Annotated in this window: 13 protein-coding genes; 5 read left to right on the top strand and 8 right to left on the bottom strand. The window is 74.1% G+C overall.

Annotated elements, in window-relative coordinates:
• From ABTY20_RS02350 to ABTY20_RS02335, 4 genes are all read right to left on the bottom strand, one after another.
• On the bottom strand, nt 1-774 hold a 774-nt coding region (locus tag ABTY20_RS02350; protein ID WP_351995132.1), incomplete at its 3' end, for a biotin/lipoyl-containing protein.
• A gap of 62 nt (nt 775-836) precedes the next feature.
• Nucleotides 837-2,225 (bottom strand): dihydrolipoyl dehydrogenase, encoded by a 1,389-nt coding sequence (gene lpdA, locus ABTY20_RS02345; protein WP_351995131.1) that lies wholly within the window; start codon nt 2,223-2,225, stop codon nt 837-839.
• 282 nt (nt 2,226-2,507) lie between these two features.
• A complete protein-coding gene (locus ABTY20_RS02340) occupies nt 2,508-4,040 on the bottom strand; it encodes a leucyl aminopeptidase (protein ID WP_351995130.1) in 1,533 nt (510 codons plus the stop codon).
• Between the two features lie 243 nt (nt 4,041-4,283).
• On the bottom strand, nt 4,284-4,898 hold the full coding sequence (locus ABTY20_RS02335) for an RDD family protein (protein ID WP_351995129.1): 615 nt from the start codon (nt 4,896-4,898) through the stop codon (nt 4,284-4,286).
• A 232-nt stretch (nt 4,899-5,130) separates the two neighbouring features.
• Here ABTY20_RS02335 and ctaD point away from each other — a divergent pair, with 232 nt between their 5' ends.
• Both ctaD and ABTY20_RS02325 read left to right on the top strand, forming a co-directional pair.
• The gene (gene ctaD, locus ABTY20_RS02330) at nt 5,131-6,858 is read left to right on the top strand and encodes an aa3-type cytochrome oxidase subunit I (protein ID WP_351995128.1); all 1,728 of its coding nucleotides are present in this window, start codon (nt 5,131-5,133) and stop codon (nt 6,856-6,858) included.
• A 28-nt stretch (nt 6,859-6,886) separates the two neighbouring features.
• Nucleotides 6,887-7,228 carry a hypothetical protein gene (locus ABTY20_RS02325; protein WP_351995139.1) on the top strand — a complete coding sequence of 114 codons (342 nt, stop codon included), beginning with the start codon at nt 6,887-6,889 and terminating at the stop codon, nt 7,226-7,228.
• 22 nt (nt 7,229-7,250) lie between these two features.
• Here the strand turns inward: ABTY20_RS02325 and ABTY20_RS02320 are convergent, their stop codons facing one another.
• Nucleotides 7,251-8,051 (bottom strand): adenosylcobinamide-GDP ribazoletransferase, encoded by an 801-nt coding sequence (locus ABTY20_RS02320; RefSeq protein WP_351995127.1) that lies wholly within the window; start codon nt 8,049-8,051, stop codon nt 7,251-7,253.
• 60 nt (nt 8,052-8,111) lie between these two features.
• Between ABTY20_RS02320 and ABTY20_RS02315 the strand changes: the two genes are divergently transcribed.
• A complete protein-coding gene (locus tag ABTY20_RS02315) occupies nt 8,112-8,876 on the top strand; it encodes a hypothetical protein (RefSeq protein ID WP_351995126.1) in 765 nt (254 codons plus the stop codon).
• A gap of 34 nt (nt 8,877-8,910) precedes the next feature.
• On the opposite strand, the gene cobT is transcribed toward ABTY20_RS02315, so the two are convergent.
• Nucleotides 8,911-9,969, bottom strand: coding sequence for a nicotinate-nucleotide--dimethylbenzimidazole phosphoribosyltransferase (gene cobT, locus ABTY20_RS02310; RefSeq protein WP_351995125.1), 1,059 nt, complete (start codon nt 9,967-9,969; stop codon nt 8,911-8,913).
• A 221-nt stretch (nt 9,970-10,190) separates the two neighbouring features.
• Between cobT and ABTY20_RS02305 the strand changes: the two genes are divergently transcribed.
• Complete coding sequence (locus ABTY20_RS02305) at nt 10,191-11,240, top strand: methyltransferase domain-containing protein (protein ID WP_351995124.1); 1,050 nt, start codon at nt 10,191-10,193, stop codon at nt 11,238-11,240.
• A gap of 15 nt (nt 11,241-11,255) precedes the next feature.
• Here ABTY20_RS02305 and ABTY20_RS02300 read toward each other — a convergent pair whose 3' ends face one another.
• Complete coding sequence (locus tag ABTY20_RS02300; RefSeq protein ID WP_351995123.1) at nt 11,256-12,455, bottom strand: bifunctional adenosylcobinamide kinase/adenosylcobinamide-phosphate guanylyltransferase; 1,200 nt, start codon at nt 12,453-12,455, stop codon at nt 11,256-11,258.
• Between the two features lie 85 nt (nt 12,456-12,540).
• Here ABTY20_RS02300 and ABTY20_RS02295 point away from each other — a divergent pair, with 85 nt between their 5' ends.
• Nucleotides 12,541-12,795: a hypothetical protein gene (locus ABTY20_RS02295; RefSeq protein ID WP_351995122.1), complete on the top strand. Its 255-nt coding sequence runs from the start codon at nt 12,541-12,543 to the stop codon at nt 12,793-12,795.
• A gap of 100 nt (nt 12,796-12,895) precedes the next feature.
• Here ABTY20_RS02295 and ABTY20_RS02290 read toward each other — a convergent pair whose 3' ends face one another.
• Complete coding sequence (locus ABTY20_RS02290; protein WP_351995121.1) at nt 12,896-13,564, bottom strand: methyltransferase domain-containing protein; 669 nt, start codon at nt 13,562-13,564, stop codon at nt 12,896-12,898.
• Nucleotides 13,565-13,629 lie beyond the last annotated feature (65 nt).

The raw sequence follows: 13,629 nt of genomic DNA, 5'->3' as shown, positions 1-13,629 counted from the left end.
GGCCTGCTGCGGAGCCGGAGCGGCGGGAGCCGGCGCCGGGGCAGCGGGAGCCGGAGCGGCCTGGGCCGGGGCGGGCGCGGGCTGCGCCGGGGCCTCGGGGGCGGCCGGGGCGGGAGCGGCGGCCGGCGCGGCACCGGCCTCGCCGATGACGGCGAGCTTGGCGCCGACCTCGGCCGTCTCGTCCTCGCCGACCACGATCTCCAGCAGCGTGCCGGAGGCGGGGGCGGGGATCTCGGTGTCGACCTTGTCCGTCGACACCTCCAGCAGCGGCTCGTCGGCCTCGACGGTGTCACCGACCGACTTCAGCCAGCGGGTGACGGTGCCCTCGGTGACGGACTCGCCGAGCGCGGGCAGGACCACGTCCGTGCCCTGGGCGGAGCCGCCGCCGGCGGCGGCCTCGGCGGTGGGCGCCGGGGCCGGGGCGGGCTGCTCGGTGGAGGGCTGGGCCTGCGGCTCCGGGGCGGGAGCCGGCGGGGCGGCCTGCTCGGCGGCGGGGGCCTGCTCGGCGGGGGCCTGCTCGGCGGCGGGGGCGCCGCTGCCGTCGTCGATCAGCGCCAGCTCGGCGCCGACCTCGACGGTCTCGTCCTCGGCGACCTTGATGGAGGACAGCACGCCGGAGGCGGGGGCGGGGATCTCGGTGTCGACCTTGTCGGTGGAGACCTCGAGCAGCGGCTCGTCGGCCTCGACGCGCTCGCCCTCGGCCTTCAGCCAGCGGGTGACAGTGCCCTCGGTGACGCTCTCGCCGAGCGCCGGAAGGGTTACGGAAACCGCCATGGTTTCGGTTGCTCCTTTGGAAGTGCGGAAGTCTGTGTCGTCGCGCCCGGTGACGGAAGGCGTCAGTCGTGCATGTGGAGGGGCTTGCCGGCCAGGGCCAGGTGGGCCTCGCCGAGCGCCTCGTTCTGCGTCGGGTGGGCGTGGATGAGCTGGGCCACCTCGGCCGGCAGCGCCTCCCAGTTGTAGATCAGCTGGGCCTCGCCGACCTGCTCGCCCATACGGTCGCCGACCATGTGGACGCCGACCACCGCACCGTCCTTGACCTGGACGAGCTTGATCTCGCCCGCGGTCTTCAGGATCCGGCTCTTGCCGTTGCCCCCGAGGGGGAACTTGATGGAGACGACCTTGTCCGCGCCGTAGATCTCCTTGGCCTTGGCCTCGGTGACGCCGACGGAGGCGACCTCCGGGTGGCAGTACGTCACCCGCGGGACGCCGTCGTAGTCGATCGGGACGGTCTTCAGACCGGCCAGGCGCTCCGCCACCAGGATGCCCTCGGCGAAGCCGACGTGCGCGAGCTGGAGCGTCGGGACCAGGTCGCCGACGGCGGAGATGGTGGGCACGTTGGTGCGCATGTACTCGTCGACCAGGACGTAGCCGCGGTCCATGGCGACGCCCTGCTCCTCGTAGCCCAGGCCCTGCGAGACCGGGCCGCGGCCGATGGCGACGAGGAGGACCTCGGCCTCGAACTCCTTGCCGTCGGCGAGGGTGACCTTGACGCCGTCCTGGGTGTACTCGGCCTTCTGGAAGAAGGTGCCCAGGTTGAACTTGATGCCGCGCTTGCGGAAGGCGCGCTCCAGCAGCTTGGAGCTGTTCTCGTCCTCGACCGGGACGAGGTGCTTGAGGCCCTCGACGATCGTGACGTCGGCGCCGAAGGACTTCCACGCGGAGGCGAACTCGACGCCGATCACGCCGCCGCCCAGGATGATCGCGGACTTCGGCACGCGGTCCAGGACGAGGGCGTGGTCGGAGGAGATGATCCGGTCGCCGTCGATCTCCAGGCCCGGCAGCGACTTCGGCACGGAGCCGGTCGCCAGCAGGACGTGGCGGCCCTGGACGCGCTGACCGCCCACGTCGACGGAGGTGGGGGAGGACAGCCGGCCCTCACCCTCGATGTAGGTGATCTTGCGGGAGGCGACCAGACCCTGCAGGCCCTTGTACAGGCCGGCGATCACGTCGTCCTTGTACTTGTGCACACCCGCCATGTCGACGCCCTCGAGGGACGCCTTGATGCCGAACTGCTCGCTCTCGCGGGCCTGGTCGGCGATCTCGCCCGCGTGCAGCAGGGCCTTGGTGGGGATGCAGCCGTTGTGCAGGCAGGTGCCGCCGAGCTTGTTCTTCTCGATCAGGGCGACGTCCAGGCCCAGCTGTGCCCCGCGCAGGGCCGCGGCGTAGCCGCCGCTGCCACCGCCGAGGATCACTAGGTCGAAAACGGTGCTGGCGTCGTTCGCCACGTCACGTCCTCCATGCATGTGCGCCACGCCGGTCTCCAGTGACCGGTCGGCGGCTGGTGTCCGGCCGCTCTATGTTCTCGGCCCTTGGATGGGGCCCTGTCCTGCCGAGCCCCATCTTCGCACTTGCGGAACCCGAACGAGACGCCGGGCCGTGGTGTGATACACCCCACGTTCCCCGGAGGCCGACGGGAGGACGGTCCCCGGAGCACGGGGAGCCGCGCGATCGGCCACGACGCACTCGCGGCCGCACGGCTCCCCGCGCCCCCGGATGAGCAGGCGCTCCTAGCCGAGGTCCCCCGAAGCCGCCAGCTCGGCGACCCGCACCAGCGTCCGGACGGCCGAGCCCGTCCCGCCCTTGGGCGTGTAACCGAACGGCCCGCCCTCGTTGAACGCCGGCCCGGCGATGTCCAGGTGCGCCCAGGTGATCCCCTCGCCCACGAACTCGCGCAGGAACAGACCGGCGACCAGCCCGCCGCCCATCCGCTCACCCATGTTGGCGATGTCGGCGGTGGCCGAGTCCATCCCCTTGCGGAGGTGCTCCGGCAGCGGCATCGGCCACGCCGGCTCACCGACCTCCTCCGCCGCCTCGTGGACCGCGGAGCGGAACGCGTCGTCGTTCGCCATGATCCCGAACGTGCGGCTGCCCAGCGCCAGCACCATCGCGCCGGTCAGCGTCGCGACGTCCACGATGGCGTCCGGCTTCTCCTGCGAGGCCGCCCACAGCGCGTCGGCGAGGACCAGCCGGCCCTCGGCGTCGGTGTTGAGCACCTCCACCGTCTTGCCGCTGTACATGCGCAGCACGTCGCCCGGGCGCGTCGCCGAGCCGGACGGCATGTTCTCGGCCAGCGCCAGCCAGCCGGTGACGTTGACCTCCAGGCCGAGGCGCGCGGCGGCGACGACCGCGGCGAACACGGCGGCGGCACCGCTCATGTCGCACTTCATCGTCTCGTTGTGACCGGCCGGCTTCAGCGAGATGCCGCCCGAGTCGTAGGTGATGCCCTTGCCGACCAGCGCGAGGTGCTTCTTCGCCTTGGACGAGGTGTACGACAGCTTCACCAGCCGCGGGCCCGACGCCGAACCGGCGCCGACCCCGAGGATGCCGCCGTAACCGCCCTTGGTCAGGGCCTTCTCGTCGAGCACCTGCACCTTGATGCCGTGCTCCTTGGCCGCCGCCTGGGCGATGGCCGCGAACGCCTCGGGGTTGAGGTCGTTCGGCGGGGTGTTGATCAGGTCGCGGGCGCGGTTGAGCTCCTCGGCGACGGTGGTGGCCCGTTCGAGTGCGGCCTTGTACGCCTTGTCGCGGGGCTTGCCGCCGAGCAGCGCGGCCTCGGCGAGCGGCGCCTTGCCGTTCTTCCCGTCCTCGCCGTTGGCCTTGTAGGCGTCGAAGGAGTACGCGCCCAGCAGCACGCCCTCGGCGACCGCGCCGGCGTCGGCGGCGTCCGTCAGGGGCAGGGCGAAGGCGGCCTTCTTGGTGCCGGCGAGGGTACGGGCGGCCGCACCGGCCGCCTTGCGCAGCGCCTCGGTGCCGTAACCGGCGTCCTTCTCGGGCCGGGCGCCGAGGCCCACCGCCACCACGAGCGGCGCCTTGAAGCCGGCCGGCGCGGGGAGCTTCGTCACCTCGCCCTCGGCACCGGACGCGCCGAGGGTCTCCAGGACGCCGGCGAGGCCGCCGTCGTACGCCTGGTCCACGGCCTCGGCGCCCGGTGCGACGACGGGACCCCCGGGCTTCGACGCGGAGCCCTTGGCGACACCGATCACGATCGCGTCGGTCCGCAGACCGGGGATCGCGGCGGTGCTGAGAGTGAGAGCAGTCACGGTGGTGAAATCTCGCTTCCGATGTGAAGTTGCTGTGGCCGAAGGGTGTGGGTCGACCGGGCCCGGCGGCCGACCCTAGTCGCGACCTGCGGGCGCGGCACCGTCGGGGTCGTCCCCGGGCGGCGGACACTCGGCACGAGCCTACGCGTGTGCGGGCGTTCGCTCCTTCCCACGGGTGTCCGCCCCGCCGTGCCGTCGCGGCCGTGTTCCGGGACCCGCCGCCCACCCGGGGGCGGCGGCGGTTCACAGGGCGCGGACGGGACGCGCGGCGTCGGGCCCGCCGAGGCCGGGTCCCGTCACCGAGGGCACCGAGGTGCCCGCCACCCGGTCGGCGAGGGAGCGGCGGCCGGGGCCCGGCACGGGCAGCGCGTTGAACAGGAACAGGGCCACCGCGACCGCCCACACCAGCACGGACAGCGCGAACCGTCCCTCGATCAGCAGCACGCGGGCCACGGCGTGGACGGCGACGTCCGCCGCCGTGGTCACCGCCGCCCGGCGGGCCGCCGGGCCGGGCCCGCGCGGTGCGATCCGCAGCCCGGTCAGCCCCTTGCCGACGGTGCGCCCGAACAGGGCCGGGCACGCCCACTGGTGGAGGAAGGTGACGGCGACCGGCAGTCCGAAGGCCTGCTCGACGTACAGCACGGACGTGTCCCACAGGGCCAGGCCGAGGCTCCCGGAGGCGCCGGCCACGTCACCGCGCGAGGTCAGCAGGTCGAAGCCGCCGCGAGTGGCGAGTTCGGGCACGTCGGTGACGAGGGCGGACACGCGGTGGAAGGTGAGCACCGCGAGCACCGACGCCGGCGCCACCACCAGCGCGAAGTCGACGGACCAGGCCGCGGCACGACGGAAAGCCGGCATCGACGTCCCCCGTTGTTCTGGCTGTCCGGCGGCCCGGGCCGGCGGCGCGGGCCGCGGGGCCACAGGGGGACGGGGAGATCGTTCCGGTCCGGTGACACGGCGGTGGAGAACCGGTGTCACCCGATTGCCGAGTGGAAAGTGCGCCACGACGTCCTGTTCGGGGTGAAGGGGGGGAATCCTCCCGTCATGCTGCTTTCGGAACACTCCCCGGGCCCATAGGAGGACTTGGACAGTGGCGGACAAGAGCACAGTGGGCTCACTCCACGAGGAGTCCTACGAGGACGAGCTGCCGGTCAGGCGCCAGCGGCGCGGCAACCTCGTGGTGAAGTGGCTGACGACCACGGACCACAAGACGATCGGCACGCTGTACCTGACGACGTCGTTCGGGTTCTTCGTGCTGGGCGGACTCCTGGCGCTGGCGATGCGCGCCGAGCTGGCCCGGCCGGGTCTGCAGGTCCTCTCGAACGAGCAGTACAACCAGTCGTTCACGATGCACGGCGCGATCATGCTGCTGATGTTCGCGACGCCGCTGTTCGCCGGTTTCGCCAACTGGATCATGCCGCTGCAGATCGGCGCGCCCGACGTGGCGTTCCCGCGGCTGAACATGTTCGCCTACTGGCTGTACCTGTTCGGCTCGCTGATCGCGGTCTCCGGCTTCGGCACCCCCAACGGGGCGGCCGACTTCGGCTGGTTCGCCTACACCCCTCTGTCGACCTCGCACTATTCGTCGAACATCGGCGACGACCTGTGGATCATGGGTCTGGCGTTCTCCGGTTTCGGCACCATCCTGGGCGCGGTCAACTTCATCACCACGATCATCTGCATGCGCGCGCCCGGCATGACGATGTTCCGCATGCCGATCTTCACCTGGAACGTGCTGCTGACCAGTGTGCTGGTCCTGCTCGCCTTCCCGGTCCTCGCCGCCGCGCTCTTCGCCCTGGAGGCGGACCGCAAGTTCGGCGCGCACATCTTCGACGCGGCCAACGGCGGACCGCTGTTGTGGCAGCACCTGTTCTGGTTCTTCGGCCATCCCGAGGTGTACATCATCGCGCTGCCGTTCTTCGGCATCATCACCGAGATCATCCCGGTCTTCTCCCGTACGCCGATCTTCGGCTACATGGGTCTGGTCGGCGCGACCATCGCGATCGCGGGCCTGTCGGCGACGGTGTGGGCGCACCACATGTTCCCCACCGGTGCGGTGCTGCTGCCGTTCTTCTCCTTCATGACGTTCCTGATCGCGGTGCCGACGGGCGTGAAGTTCTTCAACTGGATCGGCACCATGTGGAAGGGCAGTCTCTCCTTCGAGACGCCGATGCTGTGGGCGCTGGGCTTTCTCGTCACCTTCCTCTTCGGTGGTCTGACCGGCGTCCTGCTGGCCTCGCCGCCGCTGGACTTCCACGTCACGGACTCGTACTTCGTCGTCGCGCACTTCCACTACGTGGTCTTCGGCACCGTGGTGTTCGCGATGTTCGCCGGCTTCCACTTCTGGTGGCCGAAGTTCACCGGCAAGCTGCTCGACGAGCGCCTCGGCAAGATCACCTTCTGGACGCTGTTCGTCGGCTTCCACGGCACCTTCCTGGTCCAGCACTGGCTGGGCGCCGAGGGCATGCCGCGCCGGTACGTCGACTACCTCGCGTCCGACGGCTTCACCGGGCTGAACACGGTCTCCACGATCGCCTCGTTCCTGCTCGGCGCGTCGATGCTGCCGTTCTTCTACAACGTCTGGAGGACGGCCAAGTACGGCGAGCCGGTCGGCGTCGACGACCCGTGGGGCTACGGCCGCTCCCTGGAGTGGGCGACCTCCTGCCCGCCGCCGCGGCACAACTTCACCACGCTGCCGCGGATCCGCAGCGAGTCCCCGGCGTTCGACCTGCACCACCCGGACATCGCCGCGCTGGACGACCTCGAGAACCATCCCGAGGCCTCCGCGACCATCGCCCCCGGCGACAAGCAGCGATGAGAGCACGGCCCGGAACGTGGAGGAGCAGGTGAACCCCCGCGAGGACAGCGCCCTCGGCCTGGCCCGGCTCGAGGGCCACCTCCTGTGGGCCGCCGAGGTCGAGGAGGCCCGGCGGCAGGCCGACCGGTTCGCCGGGGAGCTGCCGTGGCTGACGACCGCGCAGCGCGAAGAGGTGGAGCGCGTGTACCGGGCCGACCGGATCGCCCTCTCCCGGGCCACCCTGGTGCGGATCTGCGAACGGGCGGCCGAGCTGCGCACCGAGTACGAGGCCCGCTACCGGCAGCTCAGGGCGCGCTGCGTCGCCCTGGCGGTCGTGGCGGTGGCGAGCGGCGCGGGCACGGCGGTCGTCGCCCTCCTCACCCGGGAATGACCCCCTGTCTCCCGGGGCGGTATCAGCCCAGCGAGGACACGACGAGCACGGTCGTCGCCGCCGTCTCCGCCAGCCCGCCGAACACGTCGCCCGTGACCCCGCCGAAACGGCGGACGCAGTGCCGCAGCAGCAGTTCGGCGACGGCGACGGCCAGGCCCACCGCGAGCACGGTCCGCAGGACGTCGTGGGCGCCCAGGGACGCGGCACCGGCCGCCGCGAGCCCGGTGACCGCGAACGCGGCGGCCGCCGCGCCCGGCGCCGGCACCACCCCCGCGACCGCCGCGCCCAGCCCCTCCGGCCGGGCGGGCGGCACACCGGCGCGGGCGGCCAGGGTGAGCGCCAGCCGCGCCACGACCGCCGCCAGGAGGGCGGCGAACGCACCCCGCGCCCAGCCCTGGCCGTACGCCTGCGCCAGTGCGGCCACCTGCGCCAGCAGGACCAGCAGCAGCGTCAGCACACCGAACGGGCCGATGTCCGACTGCTTCATGATCCGCAGCGCGTCCCCGGCGGGCTTGCCGCTGCCGAGCCCGTCCGCGGTGTCGGCGAGCCCGTCGAGGTGCAGCCCCCGGGTCAGGACGGCCGGCACGGCGGCCGTGGCGACGGCGGCGAGCGGCGCGCCCGCGCCGAGGAGCAGCAGCAGGAGTCCCGCGGCGGCGGCCAGGGCGCCGACCACCAGGCCGGCCGCCGGGGCGCACAGCATGCCGGCGCGCGCGGCCGGCCGGTCCCAGCGGGCGACCCGGACCGGGAACACGGTGAGGGTGCCGAAGGCGAAGCGGAGGCCGTCGCCGAGGGGGACGGAGGGCTCGGAGGAGGGTGCGGGCACCGGCGCAGATTACCCGGCGGTCACCCGGGCCTCCGCGGCCGCCATGGATAAAGTGCCCTTATGGGACATTGGCTGGACCGGAACATCGTCGAGCCGGGCAAACTTCCGCTGCTCCTCGCGCTCGCCGCCTTCGTCCTCACCTTCGTGGTCACCCGGGTCATCACCCGTCTGATCCGGGCCGGTAAGGGGCCCTTCGGCAACGTCACGGCGGGATCGGTGCACATCCACCACGTGGTGCCCGGCGTCCTCCTCACCGTGATCGGCGGCTTCGGCGCGGTGGCGAGCGGCGGGGAGGGGCCGGGCGCGGCCTTCGCCGCGGTGCTCTTCGGCGTCGGCGCGGGGCTGGTCCTGGACGAGTTCGCGCTCGTCCTGCACCTCGACGACGTGTACTGGACCGAGGCGGGACGCCAGAGCGTGGAGATGGTGGTCCTCACCGCCGCGCTGGTGGGGCTGCTGCTGGCGGGGTTCGCGCCGTTCGGGGTCAACGACCTGTCGCGGGAGGAGCTCCAGAACCGCGTGGGGGCGGCGGCGAGCGTCGGTGTGAACTTCCTGTTCGCGCTGATCGCGTTGAGTAAGGGCAAGGCGCGGGTCGCCGTCTTCGGCGTGATCGTCCCGGTGGTCGCCGTGATCGGCTCGCTGCGGCTGGCCCGGCCGGGGTCGTTGTGGGCCCGGCGCTTCTACCGCCGCCGGCCGCGCGCCAGGGCCCGGGCGATCCTGCGCGCCTACCGGCACGACCGCCGCTGGTCGGGCCCCCGCCGGGCCCTGGAGGACTGGCTCGGCGGTAAACCGGACCCGACGCCTCCGCGCCCCCTGGAACGGGGGTGACCCCGCGGACCCGCGGGCCCGCGGACCGCCGCCGTCACTCCGGCTTCGCCGGGACCTCCGGAAGCTCCGCCGCCAGGGCGGCCGCCGCCCGGACCAGGGGCAGCGCCAGCAGACCGCCCACCCCTTCGCCGACCGTGACACCGTGCGAGAGCACGGGCTCCAGCGCCATCCGGTCCAGCGCCTTCGCCTGCCCCGGCTCCCCGCTCGCGTGCCCCGCCACCCACCAGTCCGGCGCCCGGAACGCCACCCGCTGCGCCACCAGCGCGCACGCCGCCGTCACCACCCCGTCCAGCACCACCGGCAGCTTCCGCACCGCCGCCTGCAGCAGGAACCCGGTCATCGCGGTGAGGTCCGCCCCGCCGACCGCCGCGAGCAGCCGCAGCTGGTCCCCGAGCACCGGCCGCGCCCGCCGCAGCGCGTCACGGATCGCCGCGCACTTGCGCATCCACGCCAGGTCGTCGATCGCCAGCCCGCCGCGCCCGGTCACCACCGACGCGTCCGTCCCGCACAGCGCGGCCACCAGCACGCCCGCCGCGGTGGTCCCGCCCACGCTCACATCGCCGAGCACCACCAGATCCGTACCGGAGTCGGCCTCCTCGTCGGCCACGGCCGCCCCGGCCCGGAACGCCGCCTCCGCCTCCTCGGGGGTCAGCGCGTCCTCGACGTCGATGCGCCCGCTGCCCCGCCGCACCCGGTGCCGCACGACGTCCTCGGGCAGCGACTCCGGAGCGCAGTCCAGGGACATGTCGACCACCCGCACCGGCACCCCCTGCCGCCGGGCGAGCACGGACACCGGACGGCCGCCCTCCAGGACCTCCCGCACCAACTCCACGGCGCTGCCCGCGGCCCGCGCGGAGACGTCCAGCCGGGCGACCCCGTGATCGCCGGCGAAGAGCACGACCTTCGGCCGTTCGATCGGCCGCACCGGCACCGCGGACTGCGCCGCCGCCAGCCACTCACCCAGATCGTCCAGGCGGCCCAGCGCTCCGGGCGGCACGGCCTGACGCTCCCGGCGCGCCTCCGCGTCACGGCGCACCCCGCCGTCCGGACGCTCGATCAGATCGGTGAAGTCGTCGAGATTAAGCGAGCTCATTCGCCGAACAGTACCGGCCCCCGGCCGCACGCGACGGCGCACCGGTCGGCCTCGCGTGCGGGGCTTCACACCCACCACGCCACCCCGGCGCCGGTCCACCCCGTGACGCCCTCCCGTACGTACCGTTCTGCCGTGGATCGCCGGACATCCGGCGGTCCGTCCCACCCGTCCCGTACGTCGCGTCACCCGAGTGCCGTACGCCCTCACGCCGGGAGCCGCCCATGTCCGCAACCGACCCGCCCCGCGCGGTCCCCGCCCCCCACGGTTCCGCCCGGGTGCACGAGCCGCGCCGCGAGGACTGCCCCTGGTGCGGCTCCGCGCGGCTGCGCAACCGGCTGAGGACGGGCGATCTGCGGCGGCACCGGCCGGGCCTGTTCACCGTCGACGAGTGCCGGGACTGCGGCCACACCTTCCAGAACCCGCGCCTCACCGCCGAGGGCCTCGCCCTCCACCGGCGGACCGTGCGCGGCGCCCCCCGGGACCCCGCCACCGAGCGCGTCCTCGCCCTGCACGCCGCACGGAGCCGCCGCCGGAGCGCCGCCCGCGCGATGCTCCCCTTCGGCGAACCGGAGAGCTGGCTGGACGTCGGCACCGGACTCGGCCGCTTCCCGCAGACCGCGCGGGAGTTCTTCCCGTACACCGCCTTCGACGGCACCGACCTCACCGCGCGCGTCGAGAGGGCCCGCGCGCTCGGTCGCGTCGAGGAGGCCCACATCGGACCGCTGACCGACCCACGGGTCCTGGCCCGGCTGGCCGGCCGCTACGACGTGGTCAGCCTGCTCCACCACCTGGAACACACCACCGACCCCCGCGCGGAACTCCGCGCGGCCCTCGACGCCCTGCGGCCCGGCGGCCATCTGCTCATCGAGGCGCTGGACCCGCGCTGTGCCTTCGCCGCCCTGTTCGGCCGCTGGTGGCTGCCCTACGACCAGCCCCGCCGACCGCACCTGCTGCCCCGGCACAACCTCCGCGCGGAGCTCGAGGAACGCGGCTGCGCCGTCGTCACCGCCGGGCACCGCGCCGCGCACGTACCGCACGACCTGGCGGGACTGACCGCCCTCGCCCTCTCCCACGCGCTGCCCGCCCCGGACACCCCCTGGCGCGCCGTACCACCGACCCCGTTCCAGCGGCACCTGCGCACGACGCTGCTCCGCGCGGGCGGCCCGCTGGTGGTCGCGGCGGCGGTGACCGACCTCGCCCTCGCGCCCGTGGTGCGCCGCACCCCGTTCGCCAACGCCTACCGGATCATCGCCCGCAAGCCGAAGCCGTAGCGGCACCGCGGGACCTCACCCCCGCAGCACGACCGCCTGGCCCGCCACCACCAGCAGCACCTGTTCGCACTCCTGTGCGAACGCCGCGTTCAGCCGCCCGAGTTCGTCCCGGTAACGGCGGCCGGACGCGGTGGCGGGCACGATGCCCGAGCCGACCTCGTTGGACACGGCGACCACCGTCCGCCGCGTCTCGCGCACCGCGTCGGTCAGCGCCCGCACCCGCTCCCGCAGCGCCCGCTCCCCGCCGTCCGCCCACTCCGCGTCGTCCCACGCCCCCACGGCGTCCATCGCGTCCGTCAGCCACAGCGACAGACAGTCGACCAGCAGCGGCGGCCCGTCGTCCTTCAGCAGCGGCACCAGATCGCAGGTCTCCGCGGTCCGCCACGACCCCGGCCGCCGCTCCCGGTGCGCCGACACCCGCGCCGCCCACTCGGTGTCGCCGCCCCGGGACCCGCCGGTCGCCACGTACAGCACCTCGGGGAACGACTCCAGCCGCCGCTCGGCCTCCACCGACTTGCCCGAGCGCGCCCCGCCCAGCACCAGCGTCCGCCGCGGTACGCCGGGCGCCTCCCGGCGGGCGCCCGCCTCCAGCGTGGTCCCGTCCGGTACGGCGCGCGCCCCGGCCGCCGCGAGCCGGCGCCGCGACTCCGCGCCCGGCGGCACGTCGTGGTCCAGGTGGACGGCGACGACCTCCGTGTCCGGGGCCACCGCCCCCACCTCCCGCAGCCTCGCCAGCGCGTCCGGCCGCCCCACGGCGTCCAGCAGCACCACGGCGTACGGCTCGGCCGGCTCCTCGAGACCGGCCGGCGCCCCGCCGGGCGGCAGGTACAGCAGCCGCTGCCCGTCCGGGCCGGTCACCGCGTACCCGGTGCCGGGCGCGTCCAGTGCCACCGCCCGCACCCGGTGTCCCGTCAGCAGCGTCAACTCCCGCCCGTCCGGCACCCGTCCCGGCTGCGGCAGCCCGTCCGGCACCTCGACCGCGGGGCCGTCGTGCGGATGCGACAGCAGCACCTGGCGCACGTCGCCCAGCGAACGGCCCGCGCGGGCGGCCGCGGACACGGTGCCCGGCGTCAGGTCGAGCAGCAGCACCCCGTCCACGAGCAGCGAGGTGGCCGCCCGCGCGTCCGCTCCGAGCGCGGTCGCGCACGCGGCGCAGGGACAGTCGGGGCGGGGCAGTCCCGCCGGGGCACCGGTGCCGAGCAGAGTCAGTTCCACGCCCCCGATTCTCACCCGCGCCCATGGCGCCTGCCCGTCCGACTACGCTTTGGGTCCGGTGTGATCACACTCTTGGGAGGCGTACATGGCGGCATGGACGTGGCGGTTCGAGAAGGCCGACGGGACGCAGGTCGAGCCCGCGGTGCCGCCGGAGGAGTTCCCCACGCAGGGGGACGCCGAGTCCTGGATCGGGGAGCAGTGGAAGGCCCTCCTGGAAGGCGGTGCCGACCAGGTGCGGCTTCTGGAGGACGGCACGGAGATCTACGGCCCGATGAGCCTGCACGCGGATGCGGATGCTGATGCGGACGTGGACGCGGAAGCGGACGTGGAAGGGGCGTGAGCCCCGTGGGCGGCGGGGCGGAGGACTCCCCGCCCGCCGCCCCTCCCCGCCCCCGAGGGGCGCGGGGGGCGGCGGGGGCCGGGTGCCCGCCGCCGAGGTCTCAGCCCCGGACCCCGCACAGGTGCAGCAGCGAGGCGACCCCCCGGTAGGGGTCCGTGCGGCCGGCCCGCTCCTCGACCGCGAGCAGGGTCTCCGGATCGTCCGGAACGGCCGCGCCGTCCGCCGCCGTGTCGGTGAAGACCCGTACCCCGTACCAGGTGTGCAACGGCGCCCCGATCCCCGCCAGCGTCGACGTCAGCCTCTTCAGCCCGTACGCCGTCGTGCAGAAGGCCGCCAGCGCCCCGGCCCAGTCGCCGCGCAGACCGGACCGCATGGCCGGCGCGTCGCCGTTGCGCACCAGCAGGGACAGCAGTCCACCGGGCGCCAGCATGCGGGCCATCCCCGCCAGCAGCGCGTCCGGCTCCTCGACGTCCATGAGCACGCCGTGACACAGCACGACGTCGAAACTGCCCGGCAGGAAGTGCACACCGGTGTCGCCGGCGTGGCTCCGGATGATCCGCATCCGCTCCCGGATGCCCTCCGGCTCCCCGGCGAACGCCTCCCGCGCGGCGGCGATCATCGCCGCGTCCTGCTCGATGCCGGTCACCTGGTGACCGGCCCGGGCCAGGCGCAGCGCCTGTGTCCCCCGGCCCATGCCCACGTCGAGCACCCGCAGCCGCCGCCCCACCGGGAAGCGCCCGACTATCTGCTCCTCCAGCTGGCGGGCCACCAGCTCCTCCCGGACGACATCGCGCAGACCGCCGGGCCCGCCCGGCGGATCCGGGGCCGTGCCGT

This window comes from Streptomyces sp. NPDC126497 (assembly GCF_040302425.1).
Taxonomy (GTDB): Bacteria; Actinomycetota; Actinomycetes; order Streptomycetales; family Streptomycetaceae; genus Streptomyces.
The sequence above is the reverse complement of the archived record's forward strand: the minus strand, read 5'-3'. Positions and strand labels throughout refer to the sequence as shown.